The 24,493-nt window shown below is 64.6% G+C and carries 20 protein-coding genes; 1 reads left to right on the top strand and 19 read right to left on the bottom strand.

Annotated elements, in window-relative coordinates; translation table 11 throughout:
• Positions 1-55 precede the first annotated feature (55 nt).
• From GTP44_RS12150 to GTP44_RS12240, 19 genes are all read right to left on the bottom strand, one after another.
• On the bottom strand, positions 56-1,756 hold the full coding sequence (locus GTP44_RS12150) for a methyl-accepting chemotaxis protein (RefSeq protein ID WP_161019634.1): 1,701 nt from the start codon (positions 1,754-1,756) through the stop codon (positions 56-58).
• Positions 1,757-1,838: 82 nt separating this feature from the next.
• The gene (locus GTP44_RS12155; protein ID WP_202424060.1) at positions 1,839-3,488 is read right to left on the bottom strand and encodes a rhodanese-related sulfurtransferase; all 1,650 of its coding nucleotides are present in this window, start codon (positions 3,486-3,488) and stop codon (positions 1,839-1,841) included.
• Between the two features lie 510 nt (positions 3,489-3,998).
• Positions 3,999-5,327 (bottom strand): LLM class flavin-dependent oxidoreductase, encoded by a 1,329-nt coding sequence (locus tag GTP44_RS12160; RefSeq protein WP_161019636.1) that lies wholly within the window; start codon positions 5,325-5,327, stop codon positions 3,999-4,001.
• A 23-nt stretch (positions 5,328-5,350) separates the two neighbouring features.
• Complete coding sequence (locus GTP44_RS12165; RefSeq protein WP_371867211.1) at positions 5,351-6,256, bottom strand: ABC transporter substrate-binding protein; 906 nt, start codon at positions 6,254-6,256, stop codon at positions 5,351-5,353.
• Between the two features lie 76 nt (positions 6,257-6,332).
• Positions 6,333-8,822: a TonB-dependent receptor plug domain-containing protein gene (locus GTP44_RS12170; protein ID WP_161019638.1), complete on the bottom strand. Its 2,490-nt coding sequence runs from the start codon at positions 8,820-8,822 to the stop codon at positions 6,333-6,335.
• Positions 8,823-8,844: 22 nt separating this feature from the next.
• Positions 8,845-9,837 (bottom strand): ABC transporter substrate-binding protein, encoded by a 993-nt coding sequence (locus tag GTP44_RS12175; protein WP_161019639.1) that lies wholly within the window; start codon positions 9,835-9,837, stop codon positions 8,845-8,847.
• Positions 9,838-9,858: 21 nt separating this feature from the next.
• A complete protein-coding gene (locus GTP44_RS12180) occupies positions 9,859-10,281 on the bottom strand; it encodes an ExbD/TolR family protein (RefSeq protein WP_161019640.1) in 423 nt (140 codons plus the stop codon).
• Between the two features lies 1 nt (position 10,282).
• The gene (gene tolQ / locus GTP44_RS12185; RefSeq protein ID WP_161019641.1) at positions 10,283-11,068 is read right to left on the bottom strand and encodes a protein TolQ; all 786 of its coding nucleotides are present in this window, start codon (positions 11,066-11,068) and stop codon (positions 10,283-10,285) included.
• Positions 11,069-11,080: 12 nt separating this feature from the next.
• Positions 11,081-11,923 carry a TonB family protein gene (locus GTP44_RS12190; protein ID WP_161019642.1) on the bottom strand — a complete coding sequence of 281 codons (843 nt, stop codon included), beginning with the start codon at positions 11,921-11,923 and terminating at the stop codon, positions 11,081-11,083.
• A gap of 13 nt (positions 11,924-11,936) precedes the next feature.
• A complete protein-coding gene (locus GTP44_RS12195) occupies positions 11,937-12,806 on the bottom strand; it encodes a class II aldolase/adducin family protein (RefSeq protein ID WP_161019643.1) in 870 nt (289 codons plus the stop codon).
• Positions 12,807-12,819: 13 nt separating this feature from the next.
• A complete protein-coding gene (locus tag GTP44_RS12200; RefSeq protein WP_229256886.1) occupies positions 12,820-13,755 on the bottom strand; it encodes a D-isomer specific 2-hydroxyacid dehydrogenase family protein in 936 nt (311 codons plus the stop codon).
• Positions 13,756-13,790: 35 nt separating this feature from the next.
• Complete coding sequence (locus GTP44_RS12205) at positions 13,791-14,894, bottom strand: LLM class flavin-dependent oxidoreductase (RefSeq protein WP_161019645.1); 1,104 nt, start codon at positions 14,892-14,894, stop codon at positions 13,791-13,793.
• A complete protein-coding gene (locus tag GTP44_RS12210) occupies positions 14,891-16,126 on the bottom strand; it encodes an acyl-CoA dehydrogenase family protein (protein ID WP_161019646.1) in 1,236 nt (411 codons plus the stop codon). The genes GTP44_RS12205 and GTP44_RS12210 overlap by 4 nt, the downstream gene beginning before the upstream one ends.
• Before the next feature lie 2 nt (positions 16,127-16,128).
• The gene (locus GTP44_RS12215; protein WP_161019647.1) at positions 16,129-16,965 is read right to left on the bottom strand and encodes an ABC transporter ATP-binding protein; all 837 of its coding nucleotides are present in this window, start codon (positions 16,963-16,965) and stop codon (positions 16,129-16,131) included.
• Between the two features lie 2 nt (positions 16,966-16,967).
• Positions 16,968-17,744 carry an ABC transporter permease gene (locus GTP44_RS12220; protein WP_161019648.1) on the bottom strand — a complete coding sequence of 259 codons (777 nt, stop codon included), beginning with the start codon at positions 17,742-17,744 and terminating at the stop codon, positions 16,968-16,970.
• 100 nt (positions 17,745-17,844) lie between these two features.
• Positions 17,845-18,759: a LysR family transcriptional regulator gene (locus GTP44_RS12225; protein WP_161019649.1), complete on the bottom strand. Its 915-nt coding sequence runs from the start codon at positions 18,757-18,759 to the stop codon at positions 17,845-17,847.
• Positions 18,760-18,807: 48 nt separating this feature from the next.
• Positions 18,808-21,192 (bottom strand): TonB-dependent receptor plug domain-containing protein, encoded by a 2,385-nt coding sequence (locus tag GTP44_RS12230; RefSeq protein ID WP_161019650.1) that lies wholly within the window; start codon positions 21,190-21,192, stop codon positions 18,808-18,810.
• A gap of 40 nt (positions 21,193-21,232) precedes the next feature.
• The gene (locus GTP44_RS12235) at positions 21,233-21,691 is read right to left on the bottom strand and encodes a RidA family protein (RefSeq protein ID WP_161019651.1); all 459 of its coding nucleotides are present in this window, start codon (positions 21,689-21,691) and stop codon (positions 21,233-21,235) included.
• Positions 21,692-21,712: 21 nt separating this feature from the next.
• Positions 21,713-23,281: a flavin monoamine oxidase family protein gene (locus tag GTP44_RS12240; protein ID WP_161019652.1), complete on the bottom strand. Its 1,569-nt coding sequence runs from the start codon at positions 23,279-23,281 to the stop codon at positions 21,713-21,715.
• A gap of 212 nt (positions 23,282-23,493) precedes the next feature.
• Here GTP44_RS12240 and GTP44_RS12245 point away from each other — a divergent pair, with 212 nt between their 5' ends.
• Positions 23,494-24,432: an aliphatic sulfonate ABC transporter substrate-binding protein gene (locus GTP44_RS12245; RefSeq protein ID WP_161019653.1), complete on the top strand. Its 939-nt coding sequence runs from the start codon at positions 23,494-23,496 to the stop codon at positions 24,430-24,432.
• Positions 24,433-24,493: the final 61 nt, after the last annotated feature.

Raw genomic sequence — 24,493 nt, forward strand, 5'->3', positions numbered from 1 at the left:
TGACAGAGACGCTGATACATTACCCTACAACGACGAGGAACAGGCAAGCAGTCAATCAGAACTCTTCCCACTCGTCGCCGGAAGATGCGGCGGCTTTCGGTTTCTGCGGCGCCGGTTTCGGTGCGGCAGGCTTGGCGCGCTGCGCCGGTTTCGGCAACGCGATCGCCGTCGCCGCCGGACGCGGTTTGGCGGGCGGCGTGTAAACGGCTGGCGGGGCGCCGATCTTGAACGCGCTGACCACCTGCTCCAGCTTATCGGCCTGGTCGCGCAGCGTGTTGGCGGCGGCGGCGGTCTGCTCGACCAGCGCGGCGTTCTGCTGCGTGGTCTGATCCATCTCGGTGACGGCGCGGTGCACCTGCTCGATGCCGTCGTTCTGCTCCTGCGTGGCGGCGCTGATTTCGCCGACGATGTCGGTCACCTGCTTGATGCTGGCCACCACGTTATGCATCGTGCTGCCGGCCTGCTCCACCAGTTTGGTGCCCGAGCCGACCTTCTCCACCGAATCGTCGATCAGTTCTTTGATTTCCTTCGCCGCCGATGCGGAGCGCTGCGCGAGATTGCGCACCTCGGTCGCCACCACCGCGAAGCCACGCCCCTGTTCACCCGCCCGCGCCGCTTCCACTGCCGCATTCAGCGCCAGGATATTGGTCTGGAACGCGATGCCATCGATGACCGAAATAATGTCCACGATCTTGCGCGACGATTCGTTGATCGACCCCATGGTGACCACCACCTGCTCGACCACCGCGCCGCCCTGCGTCGCCACATCGGACGCCGACCGCGCCAGCTGATTCGCCTGCCGCGCGTTGTCCGCGTTCTGGCCCACGGTGGACGTCAGCTGCTCCATGCTGGCCGCCGTCTGTTCCAGCGCCGCCGCCTGCGACGAGGTGCGCTGCGACAGATCGCCCGTGCCCACCGCGATCTGCTGCGAGGCCGCGCCCACCGCGCTGGTTGAAGCGCGCACGGTCTCGATCACACCGGCGATCTGCTCCAGCAGCTTGTTGAAGGCCACCGCCGTGTGGCCGATTTCGTCCATGCGTTCGACCTTGATTTGCCTGGTCAGATCCAGCGACTGGCTGACATCTTCCAGCGTGCCGCGAATCGACGCCAGGCTGCTCTTGATGGTGCTGTACAGCGACCATGCCAGCGCGCCGGTCACCAGCACCGCCAGCGCAATCACCGACACCATCAGGCGGAAGGCGAAGCTGTACTGGGCCACGCTCTGCGCGCGCACGTCCTCAATCAGCTTGTTGTTGTAGGCGATATGGTCGTCGAAGGCTTTCTTCAGCGCGGCCGCCGACAGCGCCAACGGCGTGCCCGCTTCCAGCGTGGCGCGCACCGCGTCCAGATCGCCGGCATGGGCGCCGGCGATGAACGGCACCAGCGTCTGCCGATAGGCCGCCATCGCCGCCTTGTCCGCTTCCAGCATTTTGCGGTCGGTCTGGTCGAAGATGCGTGATTTTTCGTAGTCCGCGATCACCTCGTCGAACTTGGCGTGGGCGTCGTTGTAGGCCTTATCCAGCGCGGTCTTGTCGGCCTGGTTGGAGAAAACGGAGAGACGATAGCCCGCCAGGCGGGTGTCGGTCATATAGCCCTTGGCGCTGTTCAGACTGGCCACACTCGGAATCAGCCGCGTTTGCACCATGTCCAGCCGCTGATGCGCGTTCGACAGCTGCTTCAGCCCGGACACACCCACAAAAATCAGCGCCGCCAGCGCCAGAGACAACGTCAGAATCAAACGCTTGGTAATCGTCATTGCTATTTTCCCCATGAAGCCCGATCCGGACCATCAGAAAATTATGCTGCATCACAACGATTATTGCAATGCAGCAAGTCAATTAAACGATAAAAAACCCGTGCGTGCCGTCTTTGTCCAGCTGTGCCACCAGTCCGTACTCCCAATCGAGATAAGCCTGCATGGCTTCGGCGCGGTTGTCCGTGCCCTCGTAGGGACGGCGATAGCGGTCGATCAGCGGTGACGCCAATCGTGTCGCGCCGCTTTCCACCGGCTTGCCGGCGGCCACCCAGGCGGACGTGCCGCCCGCGAGCACCAGTACCGGCAGCTTGGTCAGCGTGCGCAGGTCCGCCGCCACAAAGCGCGCCAGCAGGCTGCTGCCACAGGTGAGCACATAGCGCTGCACACCGTCCGGCAATTGCGCCAGCGCCGCCGCCAATTCCGAGCGTAGCGCGAACCACGCGCCCGGAATATGCCGCTTTTGGTAGTTGACGCCGGAAGTGAAATCCAGCAGGCCAAACTGCTGCGGCGCGGCAGCCAGCCACTCCGCCAGCGTCTCGACGCTGATTTCGTCCACCTGCGGTGGCGGCGGCAACTCGTCCTTCCACGCGCCGGCGACGCTGAAGTCTTCCGGTTGCAGTCCATCGACCACGTAGACGTCGTTGTTCATCTGCTTGAGCCAATGCGCGGTCAGATTGGCGCGCACGCCGTCGCTATCGGCCAGCACGATGCGGGCGCCGCGCACCGGCGCAAACTGTTCGGTTTCCTGCACCAGTTGCCCGCCCGGCGCGGAACGGAAGCGCGGCGGATGGCCGTCGCCGTATTCGCCGGGACTGCGGATGTCGAAGAAGTAGTTGGTGCGCACGCGGTCCGCATGCAGCTCGCTCAACTGGGCGCGGTCAAGCCGTTTGACACCGGCGCGGTCGGCCAATGCGCGCGCATCGCGCGCCGCCACTTGCCGGTTGGCCTCCAACGCCGGTGGATAGCTGCGCGACTGGCCATGCTCCAGTTGCTGGCTCGCCAGCGTCCAGCCGATGGTGCCGTTGCGCAGCGCCGATACCGGATTCGGCACGCCGGCATTGATCAGCGACTGCGTGCCGATGATGCTGCGCGTGCGCCCGGCGCAGTTGACGATGATGCGCGTGGATGGATCGGGCGCCAGTTCGCGCGCGCGCAAGGCCAGCTCCGCGCCAGGCACGCTGATGCTGCCGGGGATGCTCATGGTCTGGTATTCGTCGTAGCGGCGCGCGTCGAGGATGACGATGTTCTCTTTTTGATCGATCAGCGCTTGCACCTCCGGCGCGGACAGCGAGGGCGTATGCCGCTCATGCTCCACCAGTTCGCCGAAGGATTTGCTGGGCACATTCACGTCGCGGAACAACTCGCCGCCGGCGGCACGCCAGCCTGAGACGCCGCCATCGAGCAGCGATACTTCGGTGTAGCCCAGCTGGTGCAAGCGCAACGCCGCCGGCAGCGCCAGGCCTTCGCCGTCGTCCAGCACCACGATCGGCGCGTCGCGGCGCGGCAGCTTGGTATAGGCGTCGATCTCGATGCGGCCATACGGGAAGTTGGCCGCGAACAGCGGGTGCGCCTGCGCGTGTGGGTCTTCCTCGCGCACATCCAGCAAGGCGATCTCGCGGCCGTCCAGCAGATCCGCCCTCACCTGCTCGTAGCCGCGGTAGGGTATCTGCGGCGTGTAGCCGGAGCGGAACGGCTTGACCTGGCCATCCAGCGTGTAGACGCTACGATCCATCGCGCCGATGTCCGCACCATAGACGTGAATGCCGATCGACACGCGGTCGTTAAAGGCGTTGTAAACCTGATGGATGTCGCCCAGCGTTGGCGACACCGCCACCACGGTGCCGGCCTCCAGCCGCTGCGGCTCACCGTGGCGTTCCAGCCTGCCGTCCGCCGTGCGGCGGAAATCATGCGAGATCTCGGCGCCGCGCAGCAGCCCTATCAGGCCCCACACGGTGTGGTCGTGGATGGGCGTCGACTGGCCCGGCCCCCAGACAAAGCTCACCACCGAGAAACGCGCCGCCGGATCGCGGTACAGCAGGTACTGGCGGTAAAACTGCGGATGCGGTTCGGCGGCCTCGCGCGGCAGCCAGTCGTCGTGCGCGATCAGGTCACGCAGCGCGGCCGCACCCTGCTCCACCACCTGCGCCTCGTTCTGGCCGATGATGGATTCCAGCTGGTTGACGAACTGCCGCAGGCGCGGCGCCAGTTCGCGTTGTTGTGCTTCACTCATCGTGTTCTCTCCCTACGCAGCCTGACGGCGTGCAGCGGTGTTGCGGTTTTCCGGCACATCCAGACCCAGATTACCACGCAAGGTGGTGTGTTCGTATTCGCGCCGGAACAGGCCGCGCTCCTGTAGTACCGGCACCACGTCGGACACGAACGCCTCCAGCTGGCGCGGCAGCGATTCGAACAGAATGAAGCCATCGGCGGCGCCGTTGTCGAACCAGCGCTGGATGGCGTCCGCCACCTGCATGCCGGTGCCGACAAATTCGCGGCGCGGGCTGGCGTAGCGGAGAGCGGTTTCGCGCAGCGTCAGGTTTTCTTCGCGCGCGGTGCGCACGATGCGTTCGGACGAGCTGCGGTTGCTATCGGCGCCGAAGTGGGCGATGTCCGGGAACGGGCCATCGAGCGGATACTGGCTCAGGTCATGCTCGTTAAAGGAGCGCGCCAGCGCCACCAGCGCGTCTTCCACGCGGATCAGGCCCACCGCTTCCTGGTACAGGCGCTCGACCTCCCCCTCGTTGCGGCCGACGATGGCGCGCAGCGCTGGCAGCACATTCAGGCGTTCCGGCGCGCGGCCAAAAGCGGCGGCGCGGCGCTTGATGTCGGCGTAATAGGCCTGAGAAGCTTCCAGCGACGAGTTCTCGGTGAAGCAGGCATCGGCATAACGTGCGGAGAAATTGCGGCCATCCTCCGAGGCGCCGGCCTGGAAGATCACCGGCTGACCTTGCGGCGAGCGGCTGATGTTCAGCGGGCCGCGCACCGAGAAGAATTCGCCCTTGTGGTTCAGCGTGTGCAGCTTGGCGGGATCGAAGAACTGGCCGCTTGCCTTGTCGCGCGTGAGCGCATCGTCTTCCCACGAGTCCCACAGGCCCTGCACCGTCTCCAGGTGTTCGGCGGCGATGCGGTAACGGACTTCGTGCGGTGGATGGATTGGTTTGCCGTAGTTGTCGGCGCTGCCGGACAGCCAGGAGGTCACCACGTTCCAGCCCGCGCGGCCTTTGCTGATGTGGTCCAGCGACGCGAACTGGCGCGCCACCGTGTATGGCTCGCTGTAGCTGACGGTCAGCGTGCCCACCAGGCCGATGTTTTGGGTGGCCGTGGCCAGCGCCGACAAAATAGTCAGCGGTTCGAAGCGGTTCAGGTAGTGCGGGCTGGATTTTTCGGTAATGTGCACGCTGTCGGCGACGAACAAAAAGTCGAACCTGGCCTGTTCCGCCAGTCTGGCCTGATGCAGATAAAAGTCGATATTGGTGCTGGCCGTCGGATCGGCGTCCGGATGTCGCCAGTCGCCCCAGCCGGGGCCCACACCGTGCAGGATGAAGCCGAGTTTCAGTTGTCGAGTGCTCATGGTGATGCTCCTTTGTGATGGGGTCAGGCGGGATGGAACAGGCTGGTATCCACCAGCTTGCTCGCGTCTACCCGGCGGGGGAATAATTTGGCTTCGTAGAAGGTGTCCGCCACTTCCTGCAACTGGCGGATAATATTGTTGTCGACGGCGCGCAGCTGCGGCCTGTCGCGGCTGACGTGCAGCTTGGTCACATCGGCCGGCAGGCCAGTCAGGCGCTGGAATACGTTGCCGTACTCCTTCGGATGGGCATTGGCCCACACGTTCGATTGCGCCAGCCGGTTTAACACGTCGGCCAAGGCGGCGCGCTTGCCGGCATCGGCCAGTGCGGCGTCCGATGCGGTCAGCACGCCGACGCCGGAGTTGATGCCAACGCCGTCGCGCAGCACGCGCGCGCCGCGTATCTCGGCGGCCGCCTGATAAGTGCCGAAGGTGGCCCAGGCTTCGATCTTCCCGCTGGAGAAGGCGGCAGCGGCGTCGCTTGGCAGCAGAAAGCCGGTGTTGACGTCCTGCGGCTGCAGGCCCGCTTCGCGCAGGGCGCCAAACAGCAGGAAGTGGGCGACGCTGCCGCGCGCCGACGAAACAATCACGTTGCGGCCTTTGAGGTCGGCCACCGTCTTGATCGGCGAATCCGGCGGCACCAGAATCGCCACCGCGCTGGGCGAGGAAACGCTGGCGGCGATGACCTTGATGCGCGCGCCGGCGGCGGCTGCCGCAAGCGCCGGCGTATCGGCGGCGATGGCGGTGTCAACGTCGCCGGAGACCACCGCTTCAAACAGCGGCGCGGCGCCCTGGAAGCTGGCCCACTGGATTTTGTAAGGGACGTCTTTCAGCACGCCGGCCGCTTCGGCTTTTGTTTGCAACAGCTTGACCTGATCACCCAGTACCAGCGTGACTTTGGAGAGGTCCGGCGTGGCGCTATTCTGTGACACGCTCGCCTTTCCGCAAGCGCCCACCAACGCGGCGGCGGGAAGCGCGGCGAGCAGACGACGGCGGACACGGTCCGGATCAGAAGTCATACGTCACCTTGCCGTAGTAGTAGGCGCCGCTGGGCGCGAACGGCGCCGGGCCGTAGACAAAGCTGTTACCGCCCGAGTTGGCATCCCCAGGGCCGTTCTTGTCTGGACGCGTGTTAAACAGGTTGGCCGCGCCGATGACCAATTTGGTCTTCTTGGTGACCGCGTAGCTCAGGTCCAGGTCCGTCAACCACTTCGCGCCGAAGTGATAATCCTGCGCGCGATTGGCGGTGGTCTGCCAAGTGTACGAATCATAGCGCGTGGTCTGCACCGTGGCTTCCAGATCTCCGAAGAACCAGCGCGCCGAAAGAATCAACTTGGTCTTCGGCGTCGCGCTCAAGTCGCCGATGCCGCCGCCGGCCGAGTAGCCAAACCACACGGCGCTGCCGCCGGGATTCGCCCCCAGCGCGGTAATCTGCGACGGCGTCGCATTGATGTGGGTGACCGTGGTCTTGTTCCAGTTCAGCGCCGCGCCCCAGCGCACCAGGCCCGCATTGCCGTAATCGCTGGTGATGTCGGCCACAAGATCGGCGCCACGGGTGCGCGTATCGACCGCATTGGCGAAGTATTGCACCCACTCCGTGCCGGTCAGGCCTGCCGCGATCAGCGTCGGCGCGAAGGCCGGGCCAAACATGTAGCCGGTGCGGACGATGCGGTCTTTCACCGTGACCTGATAGCCGTCCAATGTCACGTTGATGTTATCCGCAGGCTTGAGCACAATGCCCAGGCCGAAGTTGACCGATTTCTCGGGGTCCAGGTCACGCGCGCCAAACTTGCGCGCCAGGTCAGAATCATTGCGCAGCAGCTTGGACAGGCTAGGTTCCACCACGCCCGTCACCGGATTGATGTTGGTCCGGTTATCGGTCTGCGAATAGCCGGTCTGCGTTAGCGAAGGCGCGCGGAAGCCGGTGCCCGCTGTGCCGCGGATCGCCGCCTTCGGCGAGAAATCGTAGCGGCTATTGATCTTGCCGCTGGCCGTGTTGCCGGCGCTGTCGTTGTAATGTTCGAATCGCACTGCGCCGTCAACGAACCAATCCTCGGTCGGATAAAAGCCAAGGTCGTTGTACACCGCCAGCACAGTGCGGCGGATGCTGGTGGCATCGGCCGGCGACAGCGCCACGCCGGCCTGCGCGCCCACCGCCGCCGGCTTGCCGACGTTGGGATTGCCCTCCTGATCGCCCGCCTTGAAGACATAGCCCCCGTTGACGTAGCCCAGCCGGTCGCCGGCAAACGTCGAGAAGCGTTCGACGCGCTGTTCCAGTCCCCACGACCATTGCAGTGGCTTTTTCCAGCAGATATCCACCGCCCGCGTGAAGTCCTCGTTGGTGGTCCACTGCTCGAACTGGTAAGTCGCCAGATTATCGAAGCTGGTCGGCGACGCCGTGCCTAGCGATGGATTCAGCGTCAGATTGCTGTATTGGCGGGCGCGGTTCTTGCCGTAGCCGGTGCTGATGTCCCAGTTCCAGCCAGCCGTCTTGCCGCGTGCGCCGAGATTCAGCTGGAAGTCGTAGGCGCTCATATTATTCAGCGCGAAATAACCGCCCGGGAAAATCTGCGCGATGGTCGCCAGGCCGTTCGGACGGCGGAAGTTATTCCCCGCCACCGTGTTGCGCGTGCCTGCCGTGCCGAAGGCGTACAACGTCACATCGGCGCTGTATGGTTTCTCGGCGTTGAAGGCCACGTCATAAGCCTCGATACCCGGATCGCCGTTATGCGCACCGTCGCGGTTCCAGGTAGCGTTCTTCGGATTCGACGCCGGCGAATACGCCACCAGATTGGTCGACGGGAAGTTGTACCAGGCCTGCCCGCGCTTGCGTGCCGCCGCGCCGATGTGAACGAAACCATCCTCGCCCAGCGCGAAACCGACATCGCCTTCCAGCTTCTTGCTGGTCAGGTCGCCATCCCCTTCTTTCAGCTTGCCGTAGCTGGCGGCGATCTGGCCGCCGTGGTTGCCGGTCTTGAGGATCACATTGACCACGCCGGCCACCGCATCCGAACCGTATTGCGCCGCCGCGCTGTCCTTCAGCACCTCGATATGGTCGATGGCGCTGAGCGGAATCGTATCCAGATCGATGGCGTTGACGCCGCTGGTGTCGCCGCCGCCGTTGGTCAGCAGCGCGCTGTTGTGGCGGCGTTTGCCGTTCACCAGCACCAGTGTGTACGCCGGGCCCAGGCCGCGATTGCTCACCGGCCGCACCACCGAGTTCACGCCCGCCTGGTTGGTGCCGAAGTTAAAGGAAGGCAGCAGGCGCGCCAGCGCCTCGGCCAGTTCCGCGCGGCCGGTGTGGATCAGCTGTTCGCCACTGATAACGTCCACCGGCGCCGGGCTGTCGGCCACGGTACGGGCCTCGCCGCGCACGGCGGTGGTCACCACCACATCCTGCACCTGTCCCACGCTGGTCTGCGACCATGCCGGCGTACCGATGGCCAGCAGGGCCAGGCTCAATGGCGTCAATGCGGTCTTTTTCGAAAAATGCTGCATACCTTTTCTTCCTCTCTTTTAATCAGGTCAAATATTTGGCAAAGCTGGTATCCCAGATCGGACGCACATCCACGCGGCGCGACAGCAGGCCGGCTTCCGCAAACACGTCAGCCACCTTTTGCTGTGACTTGATCGCCGCCTCGTCCACCGGTATCAATTTGTATGGTTCGCTGCGGCTCTTTACCTGATTGAGGAAGAACTGCGGCGGCACGCCGGCGATCTGGCCGCTGCGTGTGGCCCATCGGTCCGGATTCTTGTTGATCCAGTCGTAAACCTTGGCCACGCGCTGCAGGTAGTCGCCGATGGCCTGGTGCTTGAGCGGATCGGCGATCGCCGGGGTCGAGGCACTGATCACATAGTTACCGGACAGGTAACCCTTGGCCGTGCGCAGCACGCGCGCGCCCTGGCTCTTGGCGAATTCCACCACCAGGCCGTAGATGACCCACGCATCCAGCTGGCCACTCTTGAAGGCCGCCAGGGCATCCTGCGGCAGCAGCGCCACCGGCTCGATGTCCTTGAAGGTCAGGCCGTTTTCCTTCAGCAGCTGAATCAGGAAGTAATGCGAAGTGGTCGAGCGCACGTAGCCGATACGCTTGCCCTTGAATTGCGCCGGATCGGTGATGCCGGAATTTTTCGGCACCAGCACCACCTGGTTGTTGACATCACCGCGCAGCACCGCGATCACCTTCATCGGCGCGCCGCCGGCCGCAGCGAAGATCGGCGGGATCTCGCTCATGCCGCCGAAATCCAGCGAGCCGGAAGACATGGCTTCCACAATCAGGTTCCCGCCGGCGAATTCCGCCACCGCCGTTTTGTAAGGTATGTTGTCGACGCCAGCCTCGTTGAAGTAGTAACTATCGCCGCCCTTGTAAGTACCGATGCGCAGCGTGGTGTCGCGCAGTTGGGCCGCCGCCGCGCGGGTGGCGTTACTCCAGCCGGCCACCAGAGCCGCCATCGCCGCGCCGCGCCGCAAGAATTGACGGCGAGCGCCGCCCTTCGAAGTGATCGAATACATCTTCCAACCTTTGAGTGTGAGTTATTGAGCTGGTTGTTCCGATACCAGCGCGATGCGGGCATAGCCGGCGTCGTTGAGCGCCCCCATGGTCTGCACGACGCGACCGTAGGCCAGCGCCTGGTCGCCGCGCAAGTGGATGCGGCGCTCCTTGTCGCCGCCCGACTCCCGCGCCATCAACGGCAGCAGCGTTTCCGGCGTGGCGGCGGTCTGGTTGACGTAGACTGTGCCTTCGGCATTGATGCTGACCACGATCGGCGGTTTCGGCTCCTGAAGAGGCTTGGCGTTGGAAGTCGGCAGATCGACCTTGACGCCGGCTGTCATCATCGGCGCCGCCACCATGAACACGATCAGCAGCACCAGCATGACGTCCACCAGCGGCGTGACATTGATGTCGCTGACCGGCGTGGGACGGGTCGCGGGACCGGAGGATAAACGCACGCCCATCTCAGGCTCCCTGCGCCGACAACGCCGTCACGTTATTCCCGGAATGATCACCCTTGGCCGGCGCCACATCAACATTCTCCACTTGCGACTCGCCTGCTTCCAGCTGGCGCGAAAGCTGCACTTCGACCAGGCCGACCAACGTGGACAGACGGCCGGCATAGTGATTCAAGTCGCCGGATGCGCGGTTGTAGGCCACCACCGCCGGAATCGCCGCGACCAGGCCTAGAGCCGTCGCAAACAGCGCCTCCGCGATACCCGGCGCCACCACGGCCAGGCTGGTGTTGTTGCTGGCGGCGATGCCCTGGAAGGCATTCATGATGCCCCACACGGTGCCGAACAGGCCGACGAACGGCGCCACCGAACCAACCGTCGCCAGCACGGACAGGCCACGCTGCAACTGCTCCACTTCCACATTGGTGGCGATCTGGCCGACGCGGTTGACGCGCTCCTTCAAACTGTCGCGGCCCGACTCGTTCCCCTGCAAATGTAGGCGGTGCGTGATTTGCCACTCGTCGACGATGGCGTGATAGATGCGGGCGAACGGATCTTGCGTATGCTGCTTAAGCTCCTGCGCCAGGCGGTTCAGCGAACGCTGGCCGGCCAGCGCCGCCGTCCAGTTGACGGCGTTGCGGCGCAGCTTCGCGAAGCGCAGCAGCTTGTCGATGATGACGCCCCAACTAACCAGCGAGGCCAGTGTCAGCAAAACGAGAATGGATTTCACGATCACGTCGGCCTGCTCGAACAACTCCAGCGGCGTCAGATGGGCGGCGACTTGGGTAGCACTCATGGCGGTTCCTTGTTAGTTAATTTTAAAGACAATATTCCCGGCCAGCAGATAGCTGCCGCCGCCCAGATCGGGCAGGCGCGGATACGGCGCGGCGCGGCGGATGGCTTCCCGCGCTGCCTCGTCCAGCGCTTCCACGCCGGAGGACTGGATATCGAAGCTGACCAGCGAGCCGTCCGGATTGAGCGTCAGGCGGTAGCCGACTTTGCCCTGCTGGCGGCGCATCTTCGCTTCGCGTGGATAGTCCGCGTTGCGGTTGATGCGGGCGTAGACCTGGTTGACGTAATCGGTCGGTATGCCCTCGGTGCTGATCTGTTTCGGTGCAGCCGGCTGCGCTGCTTGTGCCGGCGCCGGCTGCGCTGCTTGTGCCGGCGCCGGCTGCGGCGGCGTTACCGGCCCGGGTGGCGCGGCTTGCACTGGTGGCGGTGGCGTGTAGGTCTCGGCTTGCGCCGCAGAGGATTCAACAGTTTTCGGCGCCGGCGACGGCGGCACCGCCGGTTTTGGCGGCGCCAGCGCCACCGTTTTTTCTTTGACCGGCTCCGGCTTGGGCGGCGTGATTTCCGGCTTGGGTTCCGGCTGGATGCGGATCAGTTCTATCACCGGCGGCGCCACGGGTGGCTTGATCACGCCGCTGGACCAGCTCCAGATGGCCAGCAGCGCGGCGCCATGGATCGCCACCGTGGCAACGGCGCCGGGACGGCGCAGCCAGTGCTGGCCGCCGCCGGCATCCAGGCAGGAGGCAAAGCCGGCGCCGGCCACCGTGGCGGCGAGCGTGGACGGCTCGGTGCAGGAGACGACTGGGCTGATGGCGGGCGACGCGGCGTGGGCGTCCTTCAACGATAGCGTGGCGCTGGTCATGATGGTTCTCCTGTCAGTCGAACAAATCCGGCTCTTCGCGCGTAATCACATCCCACAGCGGCTGGAAGCTGAACCAGCCGCCGGCTTCGGAACCCATCTGCTTCGAGGTGTGCAACGCCACCTCGTGCGGAATCGGCTTGGTCAGACCGGCGGCTTCCGAGAGCAGTTGCGCCTGCGCCGCATTCTCGAAGGCGATGTAGCGCCACACCGCCGACTCCACCGATGCGCCGACCGTCAGCAGACCATGGTTTTGCAGGATCACCGCCTTGCGCTGGCCGAGCGTTTCGGCGATGCGCTGGCCTTCGCTGGCATCCAGCACCACGCCGCTGAAGTCCTGGAAGATCGCGTGATCCTGATAGAAGGCGCAGGAGTCCTGCGTCAGCGGTTCAAGCAGCCGGCCTTGCGCGGCAAAAGCCTTGCCATACAAGCCATGCGAGTGTGCCGCCGCGATCACGTCCGGACGCGCCTTGTGCAGTTCGGAGTGAATCGCAAAGGCGGCGCGGTTCAGCAAGCCGTCACCCTCCACCACCTTGCCGTCATGGCTGACCAGCAGCAGGTCCGAGGCGCGCACATGGCCGAAATACACCCCGGCCGGATTGACCCAGAAGTGGTCCGGGAACTCCGGATCGCGCGCCGTGATGTGACCCGCGCCGCCCATATCGAAGCCATAGCGCGCGAACAGGCGGAAGGACACGGCCAGCCGCTCCTTGCGGTGACGACGCTGCGCCTCGAAGCCTTCCGGCTCCGGTGGTTGGGCGAAAATGATGTTGCCCTGCTCATCGCGCGGAGCGCTGTAGATGGCGGGACGCGGATGCGTCTTGCCGACCGCGCGCAGATGGGGGCGCGACAGCGGCGCGGAATACAGTGGTGCGGAGCTGCTCATTTTGAGTCCTCTCTCAGTAGCCGCGCGCGGTATCCACCACGTCGGTCAATGGCTGTCCGCTGCGGAAGCGGTCCAGGTTCAGCACAAACTTGTCGATCAGCGCGGGCACGATCTGCTCGGTGCTGGGCGAAATATGCGGCGACAGGCGCACACGCGGATGGCCGTAAAACGCGTGGCCAGCCGGCAACGGCTCGGGATCGGTCACGTCCAGTGTTGCCAGCGCAAGGCGGCCTTCGTTCAGCGCATCCAGCAAGGCCTGATGGTCAACCAGATTGCCACGCGCGATATTGATCAGGTGCAGATGCGGGCGGGCGTGCGCCAGCGAAGCGCGACTGATCGCATGGCGCGTGTCGGCCGTCGACGGCGCCGCCAGCACCAGATGGTCGGAGCGTGCCACCAGCTGCTCCAGCGAGTCAACCCGCTCAACGCCATCCACTTCAAACGGCGCGTCCGAGCGGCGCAGCGCGATCACCTTGATGCCAAGCGCCAGCGCGCGTTGCGCCAGCGCCTGGCCGATGGAGCCGAAACCGTACAAGCCCAGCGTCGTGCCCTGCACTAGTCCAAGCTGGATGCGGCGCCAGTCGCTGGCCTGTTCAAGCCAGATGTCCGGGATGCGCTTGGCGGCCGCGAAGATCGTCGCCAGCACGTATTCGGCGATGGCGATCGACGCCGTGCCGCGCGCCGACGTCACCACCGGTCCGTTGAACAGCCAGTCCGGGTAGTAGTCGATGCCGACGGAAGCCAGCTGCACCCAGCGTACATCGCTCCAGCCTTGTGGCGCCGGCACATGCAGCAGCGACTGGCCTTTCGGCGCCGGCAAGGCAAACAGTACGTCCGCGCCCGGCGGCAGCTCGGTCAGGGGACCGGGCGCCACGTCGCGCACCGCCAGGCCGGTGCGCTGGGCCAGCAGTGCGTTGACCTTGGGGTCGAACTGACTGGCTACGATCAAATCATTCTTCACTGCGCTCATCGCCTTCGCTCCGTTTATGCCGCCAGACGCTGATCCCGCGCCTCGCGTTCGGCGATGGCCGCGCGCACCAGCGGAATCAATTCGCGGCCGTACTGCAGCGCGTCCTGAATTGGATCAAAGCCGCGGATCAGGAAGGTGGTCACGCCCAGTTCCCAGTACTTCAGCAGCGCGTCGCGCACCTGTTCCGGCGTGCCTACCAGGCCAGTCGAGTTGCCGGCGGCCTTGGTCAGCGCGGCGATGCCGGTCCACAGGCGCTCGTCCACGACCTTGCCCTGGGCGGCGGTTTCCAGCAGACGCTTCGAGCCGGCGTTTTGCGGATCTTGTGGACGTTTGCTGAAATGCAGATTGTCTTTCACGCGCTCGGTCGCGGTGGCGAGGATGGCGTCGGCCTTGGCCCATGCCTTTTCTTCAGTGTCCGCCAGCACGGGGCGCAGCGACAGGCTGAAACGGATCTTGTCGGCGCGGCCATGTTTGGCGGCGGCGGCGCGCACGCGCTTGATGGTGTCTTCCACCTGCGCCAGCGATTCGCCCCACAGCGCGTAGACGTCCGCATGTTTGCCGGCGACTTCAATCGCCGCTTCCGACGAGCCGCCAAAGTAGACCGGAATGTGCTGGTCGCGCACGGGGCGCACGCCGGCGTTCTGGCCCTTGAGGTGGTACAGCGGGCCGTCATGGTCGAACGGGCCTTCGGAAGTCCAGGTCTTCTTCACCACGTCCAGGTATTCGTCGGTGCGCTGGTAGCGCTGGCCGTGATCGAGGAAGTCGCCGTCGCGCTGTTGTTCGGTGTCGTCGCCGCCACTGATGATGTGCACCGCCAGACGGCCATCGCTGAAGTGGTCCAGCGTGGCGAGCTGACGCGCCGCCAGCGTGGGCGAAACGAAGCCCGGACGGTGCGCCAGCAGTATGCCCAGCTTATCGGTCTGCGAGGCGATGTACGAGGCCACCTGGAAGCCATCCACCGAGGCGCTGCTGTGCGCCACCAGCACGCGGTCGAAGCCCGCATATTCGTGAGCGCGCGCCACCGCGCCGAGGAAGCTCTTGTTGACCACCGGGCCTTGCGGCAGCACGGTTTCCGAAACTTCCTGGGTGGCGCTGAAGCCGATAAATTCGATACTCATGATGCGTCCTTTGCATTGATGGTTGAAATACCGGCGACGCCGGAGAGAGAAGCTTTTGTGGCGGCGCGCGCGGCGAAGGCGGCGCGTCCGCTATTGATCAGAATCGTGTCGTTCTGTGGCGTGTGGATGCGGCTGCACAGCACATCGCGGTAGTGGCGCTCCAACGGATTGGCGCGCGACAGGCCAGGATTGCCGCTCAGCTCAATCGCCTTCTCGACGACCTGGATGGCGGTGTTGGTCACCAGGTATTTGATGCGGAAAGCGTCCGCCGCAGTCACCGCGCCATTGGCGGCGGCGTCGAGGATCAGCCGGTTGGAAAATAGCCAGGCGTCCAACTGGCCCAGCGCTTCCTGGAAGCGTGGCAGGCTGGATAAGGGAGCGCCCAGATTGGCTGGCACGCGCTCTTCCAGCCAGCCGGCCAGCCAGTCGCGCGCGGAGCGGGCCACGGCGTCGTAGATGGCCGACAGCAGAACGGACATCCACAGCAGCAGCGAGCCGTCCAGCTCCGGCGCGGCACCGGCCGGGGCGACTTCCACCGCGTGGTCCAGCGGCACCAGCACGTTGTCGAATATGACTTCGTGGCTGCCGGTGGCGCGCATGCCCAGATGGTCCCAGGTTTCGATGACGGTGATGCCCGGCGTGTCGCGGCGCACCAGCCAGCTGCCGACCAACGGTTCCGCGTCGTTGCTGCGCGCCCACACGCCCAGCCAGGTCAGGCGCGGGATACCGGTCGAGTAGATCTTGCGGCCGCTGATGCGCCAGCCTTCCTGCGTGCGGCGGGCGACGGTAGCCGGTAGGCCACCGCGTGCCGGCGTGCCCAGTTCCGGCTCCACGCGTAGCGCGTTGATCAAGGCGCCGTCACGCAGCGTTTCATCGATCACGCGTTGCAGCAGGTGTTGCGGCCATTTGATCTGGCGACCGGACGCGTGGTGCAGATACTGCATGGTCAGCACCAGCGCGGTGGATGGCTCGCCACGGGCCACCGCGGCGATCACGCGCCTTGTTTGCGCCAGGTTGGCGCCCAGGCCGCCCAGGGCGCGCGGCACGGTCAGGCCGAGTAGTCCCAGTTCGTGCAGGCGTTCGAAATTCCGGTGCGGGAAACTGCCATCGCGGTCATGCTGAGCGGCGGTGGCGGCAAATTCGGCGGTCAGCGTTTCCAGCAGCGCCGCGAACTCCGGGCTGTCCAGCTGGTGGCTGTGTTCTGCGATTGGCAGGCGAAGGACAGAAGTCATGATCAGATTGAGAAGTTACTGAAGTTAAAAGGCGTGACGACAGGCGTTGGCTGTTCGGGCTGCGGCGCGGCGGCGGGCGCTTCGATTTCAACACCCAGCAATTGCAGCAGTTGCGCACGCACCTTCTGGAACTGCGGCGCCTCGGCGCTGCGCGGACGCTGCTGAGTGATGCTGATGTCGGCGGCGATGCGCCCCTGCTCCAGCACCAGCACGCGGTCGGCCAGCAGCACCGCTTCGTCGACGTCATGCGTCACCAGCAGCACCGATGGACGATGCTGACGCCACAGCGACAGGATCAACTGGTGCATGCGGATGCGGGTCAGCGCGTCCAGCGCGGCAAACGGCTCGTCCAGCAGCAGCAATTGCGGCTCGCGCACCAGGGCGCGGGCCAGCGCCACACGCTGCGCTTCGCCGCCGGACAGCGTGGATGGCCAGGCGTTTTCGCGGTGCGCCAGCCCTACTTCCCCCAGGGCGGCGCGAGCGCGTTCACGCGGCTGATCGATCTTCAGGCCCAGTGTGACATTGCGCCAAGCGCGCTTCCACGGCATCAGGCGCGGCTCCTGGAACACGGCGGCGCGTGCCTGCGGCACATCCAGCGTGCCGGAACTGATGCGATCCAGCCCCGCCAGTGCGCGCAGCAGCGTGGTCTTGCCGGAACCGCTGCGACCCAGCAGCGCGACGAATTCACCGGCGCGGATATCGAGGTCCAGCTTATCGAGTATGGTGTTGGCGCCAAAGCGCTTGCTCAGCTGGCGCGCCTGCACGGGGCTGCGCGGCAGCGCCGGCGCGTCGTCGTGTTGCGCCTTCTGGCGAGGCAGGTTCAGAGTCAGGCTGTGCATGCTCAATCCTTGATGAAAGTCGGACGCCAGGCCAGCGCGTAGTGTTCGATGCCGCGCACCAGCAGGTCGGTGGCGAGTCCCAGCAGGCTGTAGACCATCAGGCAGACGACGATGACGTCGGTGCGCATGAAGTCGCGGGCGTTGTTAATCAGGTAGCCCAGACCAGCGGTGGCGTTGATCTGCTCCACCACCACCAGCGACAGCCAGCTGACGCCCAGCGAGTAGCGCAGGCCAATCAGGAAAGACGGCAAGGCGCCCGGCAGGATGACGTGCACGATCTGCTGCGGATAGCTCAGGCCAAACAGGCGCGCCGCTTCCACCAGCTTGGAATCGACGCCACGGATGCCGCTATACAGCGACAGGTACATCGGGAACGTGGTGGCGTAGGCGATCAGCGCGATCTTGGTGAATTCACCGATGCCAAACCACAGGATGAACAACGGCACCAAGCCAAGGAAAGGTACGGTCCGCGCCATCTGCATCGAGGAGTCCACCGCCACCTCGCCCTGGCGCGACAGGCCGGCCACCAGCGCCAGCGCGGTGCCCAGCGACAGCGAGAACGCCAGGCCGGTGATCACGCGCTGCAAGGACACCAGCACGTTGCTGCCGATTTCGCCGGAGGCGATCAGTTCACCGAGCGTGACGAAAATCTGGGAGGGCGCTGCGAGTATGCGATCCGGCAGGAGGCCGGTGCGGGAGGCGGTCTCCCACAGCGCCAGCAGGACCAGCGGTCCGAAGGCGCGGCGAAAGACTTGCGTGTGAAGCGTTGAAGCCGACATGTTTGCATCCCTATTTCAAACTGTTGTAGCCAGTATAGGGAGCAAATTATTATGATAAAACTAATCGTTTCAACTAACGATATATGATTTTCCGGAATAATTATCGCGCGACGATCTTGAGCGGCGATTCAGCAAACGCGTGCTGCACCGCCTGCGCAAAGAAGTCGATCGCGTGCTGCACGGGTCCTGGCTGCCGCGGTTGCACCAGCCAGATATCCAGCACCGGCTTGAAGTCCGAGACGTTGACGATATCGAGGTGCGCGCGGTGCCGGCTGCGCTCCAGAATCGGCCTGGGCATCAGCCCCAGGCCAACACCATTGGCCGCCAGCCCGAGCTGCAAGTCGGTGCCGAAGGTCTCCAGATTGATCTGGAACGACAGCCCCTGCTCCGCCAGCGCCCGTGCCAGGCCGGCGCGAAAACCGCAACCGTCCGGATTGAGCACCCAGCCGGTGCCGAAGATGTCACGCAATTTGTAGCTGCGCTTCTGCATCGCCTCCTTCTTCGCCACCACCACCAGTTCGATCCGTCCCAGCGCGCGGCCGACCAGCCCTTCGGGCAGCACCTTGGTGGCCGGGAACAGCGCCACAGCCGCATCGATTTCTCCGTTGGCCACCCGCTCCACCAGCTGCGAACCCCAGCCGGAAGATACTTCCGTGTGCAGCCCCGCAAAGCTGCGGTTCAGCTTTTGCAAGGTATCCAGCAGCACCACGTCGCCGATGGTCTGGATCACGCCGATGCGGAACAAGCCGGTCGGTGCGTGGTCCGTCTGCACCAGCGTGCGCAGGCGCTCGACTTCCTGCAGCACCTTGCCGCATTGGTCGAACACCTGGCGTCCCATGGCGCTGGGCTTGGGCGGCTTGACGCTGCGGTCCAGCAGTTCCACACCCAGCGCGTGCTCCAGGTTTTGCACGCGCCGCGTGATGGCGGACTGGGTCAGTCCCAGAGCCTCGGCCGCGGCGCTAACCGACTGGTTGCGCACCACGGCCACAAAGGCGCTGATGTCATCTATTTTCATGTCGTTGTCAAAGTAAGCCATGCGAAATCAGACATTATCTTAACAGCATCAGAACTTGTAACTGGCGCGCAGGTAGTAATAGCCTCCATTAAACGGAATTTGCGCCGACGCCGTATCGTACTGATACACGCCGAGATAGCGGCTAACGGCCGGTACCTTGGTGGGATACACATCGAACAGATTATTGGCGCCGCCGGCGATCTGCAACTTTTTGGTCACCGCGTAGCGTACTTCCAGATCGGTGATGGTTTTCGGCTGGTTCTCGATGTGGTTGAACACCGATGTCGAGTAGATGTTCGGGCCCGAGTAGAAGGTGGCCTCGGTCGCCGTTTTGCCGTAGCGGGTGGCGTGCAGACTCACGCTCCACTGGTCCAGCGTCCAGGCGCCGCCGACAATCAGCTTGTTCTTCGGCGTGGCGGTGGTGAGATAGCCAACCTGCTGGGCGTTGAGCAGAGTCTTGCCGTTGCCGTCGATGCCAACCTTGGTCACTTTGCTGTTGTTGATGTTTGCGCTGGCGTCCCAGTCGATACGGCCGGCGCTTCCCAGATTGGTCGGGTAATTGATCACCAGGTCCAGGCCCTGCGTGCGCGTGTTGACGCCGTTGGCGAAGTAGCTGGCGCTCACCGAGGACAGGCCGATCGGCAGGCTGATGCCGGCGCCAGTTAGCGCGGCAATGGCCACCGGGCCGCTGTAGGTGCCGCCTTGCACGATGCGGTCACGGATATCGATACGGTAAGCGTCCAGCGTCAGGTGCAGGTTTTCGATCGGTTCGGCCACCAGGCCCAGATTGTAGCTGCGCGATTTTTCCGGCCGCAGCGGCGTCGCGCCCAGCTGGCGCGCCGCATCCGAATTGACCGCCAACTGGCCGCCAGCGGTGGTCGGCGACACGGCCAGGCTGGTGTAGTACTCCTGCGCCAGCGACGGCGCACGGAAGCCGGTGCTGGCGGTGCCGCGCAGCGCCAGCACCGGCGTGAACTCGTAACGGGTCGACAGCTTGGCGTTGCGGGTGCTGCCGGCGTCGCTGTAATGCTCATAGCGGCCAGCCAGCGAGCCTTCCCATTGCGGCGTGAACTTGGTGGAGAAGTCGGCGTAGGCCGCAGCGATATTGCGCGAATGCTTGCCGGCGCTGACCGGTGACAGTCCAGGCAAGGCTTGCGCGCCGCTGCCATAGTACGAAGCGGGATCGCCGGCGCCAATTTCATAGGTCTCGCGGCGATACTCGGCGCCCAGCGCCACGCTCAATGCGGCTGGCAGCGCGCCGGTGTCGAAGGAGCGCGCGATATCGCCGTTGACACCCTGCTGCGTGTTCTGGAATTGCGACAGGTGGAAGCTGGTCGGCGTGGCGCCGGTGGCCGCATACAAGTCGGTGTTGGCCGAATCGCTCATGTTGATCTTGACGTTGTCGGTGCCCCAGGTTCCGCTCAGGTCCCAGCGCCACCCCACCAGGTCCGTGCCTTTGACGCCGACCGTGATGCCGCCATCGGTCTCATTGCTGGTTTCCACCGGCGAGAAACCATTCGGATACAGCCGCGGCAAGCGCGATGGCAGACGATAGTTCTGATAGCTGCCGCCGGCGCGGTGCGCCACGGTGCCGAAGGCGTACAGTTCCACATCCTGACCGAGGGAGATGCCGGCGTTGGCGCCGAAGGATTCGCGGCGGATGTAGGGATCTCCCAGGGTCTTGTTGGCATAGGTGCCGGTGCGTTCATCCGGGCCGCTGCGGAAGCTGTGTTCATGCCGGCGGTACTCGGCGCTCAGGTGCAGGAAACCGTCTTCGCCCAGCGTGATGCCGGCGTCTCCCGCCGCGCCCAGCGTAAAGCCGTCATGCTTGTAGTATTCGCCGCTGGTCAAGGTCAGGCCACCGCCACTGCTGCTGTTCTTCAGGATGATGTTGATGACGCCCGCGATCGCGTCCGAGCCGTATTGGGCGGCGGCGCCGTCGCGCAGCACTTCGATGTGGTCCACAGCGCTGACCGGAATCAGGTCGATGTCGACCGGCGTGGCGCCCTGCTGCGAGCCAGGATCGGCGGTGATGTTGGCCGAGGTGTGACGACGCTTGCCATTCACCAGCAGCAGCACATGGTTGGGACTGAGGCCGCGCAGCGTCAGGGCGCTGGTCAGGTTGGCGGCGTCGCCGGTCTGCGCCAGGCGGCTGACCGAGGGCAGCAGCTTGACCAGCGCGTCGCGCAGGTCGGTCTGGCCGGTGCGCTGCAAGTCCTTGGCGCTGATGACGTCAATCGGGCTAAGGCTCTCGCCTGCCGAGCGCTGGGTGTCGCGGGTGCCGGTGACCACCACGTCCTGGATCGCGCCGATGGCGGCCGTTGTGGTGGCGGGTGCGGCGGCATCGTCCGCCCATGCCGGATTGGCGACGTACAGCAGGGAGATGGCTAGCGCCAACGGCAGGCGGCGCGGGTTCGATTGCGGTTGATTCATGCGGGCTGACTCCAGGGAGGTTGTGGTTTATTGTGGTTTATTATTTGCTGCGGGCGGCAATCAGGTCGATTTCGACCAGCGCGCCAGGCAGCGGCAGCGCCACCACTTGCAGCGCGGTGCGGGCCGGCTTGTTCGGCTGTTCGGCTGTGCCGAAGAACTGGCCGAAGGAGGCGTTCAGGCCTTTGAAATCCAGCTTGTTGTCCAGTTTAGGATCGCCGACCAGGAATACGCGCAGCGACACCACGTCGGCAAAGGTCAGTCCTTCGTTGGCCAATGCGGCCTTCAGGCGCGTGAGCACGGCATGCGTTTGCGTCTGCGTGTCGCCGTCGACGCTTTCCGGCAGCACGCCGCTGAAGTAGACCGTTTCCGCGTTGGCCGGCACGCTGACCGCGACCGAGATCGGGAAGTTGGAGTTGGGGATGGGCGTGCGCTTGATCTGTTGTGCGTTAGCGACGGGGATGACGAGCAGCAGGCTTGCGAACAGCAGGGAGATTTTCATGGAGAGTCCTTTGGTTTGTGGTTATTTGGTGGCGACGCGCTGGGCGATGGCGGCGACGGCGTGGTGGCCCGACAAGGCGGCGCCCTCCTGCCATGCGCCGATTTGGCTGAGGTATTCGCCGGCGAAGTGCACGCGGCCTTCCGGTTGGTTGAGGCGCGTGTATTCCTTTTCAGCCGGCGTGGCCCAGTGCACCCAGGAGCCCAGGCTGTACGGCACTTTGTGCCAGGCCACGCTGACGGGATTTTTCAGCTCCAGCCCATGGCCGGGATGCAGGCGGTCGATGACGGTGCGCGACGACGCGAATTGCGCGCTCAGTGGCTGCGCGGTGAAGTCGCGCGCGTTCTGGCCGATGTTGTAGCAGCCGACCAGCACACCGGTTTTCTTGTGGAAGCCACCGCTCGGGTACCAGACCAGCGAGGTCTCGTGCTTGACCACCGAAATGCCGCCGTAAATCTGGGACTCGCTCTCCCAGAAGCGGCGCGACTGCCAGGCGATTTTGCTGGCGGTGTCGTAGTGGATGTTAGCGATGGCCTGTTGCACCGCCGGCGCGAAGTTGTTCTCAACCTGTGCCAGCACCGGTAGCGGGAAGGTGACGATGGCGTAATCCGCCGACAATGTCTGCTGCTTGCCGCTGGCGCGGTCGCGCACCACCACCTCCACGCCCTGATCCTTGTTGCGGATCGATTTGACTTCGGTATTCAGGCGCGACACGTTTTTCAGACGTTGATGGAAAGCTTCTGGAATACGGTCCATCCCGCCCACCGGTTGCAGCATGGTGGGCTGGAAGATCAGCAGTTCGTCGAAGATCAGCGCGGTCCACAAATCGGGATCGAGCAAGGCTTCCAGCGGCAGCGGTTCGTTGCGCTCCCCTACCTGTTCGGCGGCGCCGGGATAGACCTTGTAGCCGGAACGCTCGCTGCCCTTGAATTCGGCCTGCGGCGTCAGGTCGCCGTAGACCTTGAGGAATTCCACCAGTTTGGTGCGATCATCCACACTCAGCTCCTGATCCAGCGCGCCCTTGCTGGTGGCGCGCGCCAGCAGTTCCGCAATGTGGCCGCGCGCGTCGTTGACGGCGCGGCGCAGCTGTATCGGCTTGCCGCCCTTGGCGGCGTCCGGCAAGAAATAGGCGCTGCGACTGGTGTTGACTTCCGCTTCCAGCTCGACGCCGAATTCACGGCAATAGCCAAGAATGGTCTGATGGTGGCTGGGCAGGCGCGCCGGGCCGGCGTTGAAGTAGTGACCCGGCTCGAAATTGGCCACCTGCGTGGTGCCGTCGTTAAGTTCTATGCGGGTGCCGTTGCGGATGGTCCAGTTGCGGCCGCCGACGCGGTCGCGTGCCTCGATCAACTGCACCTGATAGCCGGCCTTGCGCAGCTCATAGGCCGACACCAGCCCGGCGATGCCGGCGCCCAGCACCAGCACTGTGATGCCTTTGCCGGAGCCTGGCGCCAGTGCCAGCGGCGGGTTCTGACCGGCGGCGTGGGCGATGGCGGGGGCACCCAGTCCCAGTGTGGTCATGGCGGCGGCTGCCGCGGTGTAGCCGCTGGTGGCGGCCAGCTGCATCAGGAATGTCCTGCGCGTTACGGTCATAAATCGCTCCAAATGGTGAGGTTGAGCCGATCTTATGACGCGCCAAGATTATGTATAAACTAATTATTTATTATATTCAAATATGAATTTTAAGAATAATGTGTTTTCGTGATCCGATATCCGCTGGCGCTATATTCAAAGACGAAAGGATTCGTTCCTTGACGCGCTGACCAGGCCGTACCATCAAGGAATCACACTTTTCGGAGCCCACCATGCAACGTCGCACACTGCTTTCCCTCCTTTCCCTGCTGCCGTTCACGGCCTATGCGCAGAAAACGCCTTCTTCACTGCGCATCGGTTATCAGAAGTCATCCACGCTGTTGACGGTGCTGAAGGTGCGCGGGCAACTGGAGCAGGACCTGGCGCCGCTGGGTGTGAAGGTGACATGGCATGAGTTTTCCAGCGGCCTGCCGTTGCTGGAGGCCTTGAATGTTGGCGGCGTGGACTTGAGCGCGGACGTGGCCGATACCGTGCCGGTGTTTGCGCAGGCGGCCGGCGCCAGGCTGACGTACTTTGCGCAGGAAGCGCCCTCGCCTTCGGCGCAGGCGATTGTGGTGCGCGCGGACTCGCCGATCAACAGCGTGGCCGATTTGAAGGGCAAGAAGATCGCGGTGACCAAGGCGGCCGGCAGTCATTATCTGCTGATCGCGGCGCTGGAAAAAGCGGGCTTGCGCTTCAAGGATATCGAGCCGGCGTATCTGACGCCCGCCGATGGCCGCGCGGCGTTCGAGCGTGGCGCGGTGGCGGCGTGGGTGACGTGGGACCCGTATCTGGCCGGCGTGCAGCGGCAATCACCGGTGCGGATTCTGGCGGATGGGCGCGGCATCGCGGATTACCAGCGCTACTATCTGGCGTCGACCGCCTATGCCGAGGCGCATCCCGAGGTGTTGCCGGTGGTCTTCGAAGCGTTGCGCAAGGCGGGCAAGTGGATCAAGCAGTCGCCCAGGGAGGCGGCGGAATTGCTGGCGCCGGCATGGGGACTGGATGCGGCGACGGTGGAACTGGCCAACAGCCGCCGCAGCTACGACGTGCGTCCCGTGCTGAAGGATGCGCTGGGCGAGCAGCAGCGCATTGCCGATGCGTTCTTGGGCGAAGGTCTGCTGCCGCGCAAGCTGGACGCCACCGCCGTCCCGCTTTGGCGCCTGCGCTGAGGCAGCCACCCAACACCGGCACACCGGCTGAAGGTGAGACACCGTACAGCCGCAGCCACAG

It is taken from the genome of Duganella lactea (assembly GCF_009857505.1).
Lineage (GTDB): Bacteria > Pseudomonadota > Gammaproteobacteria > Burkholderiales > Burkholderiaceae_D > Rugamonas > Rugamonas lactea.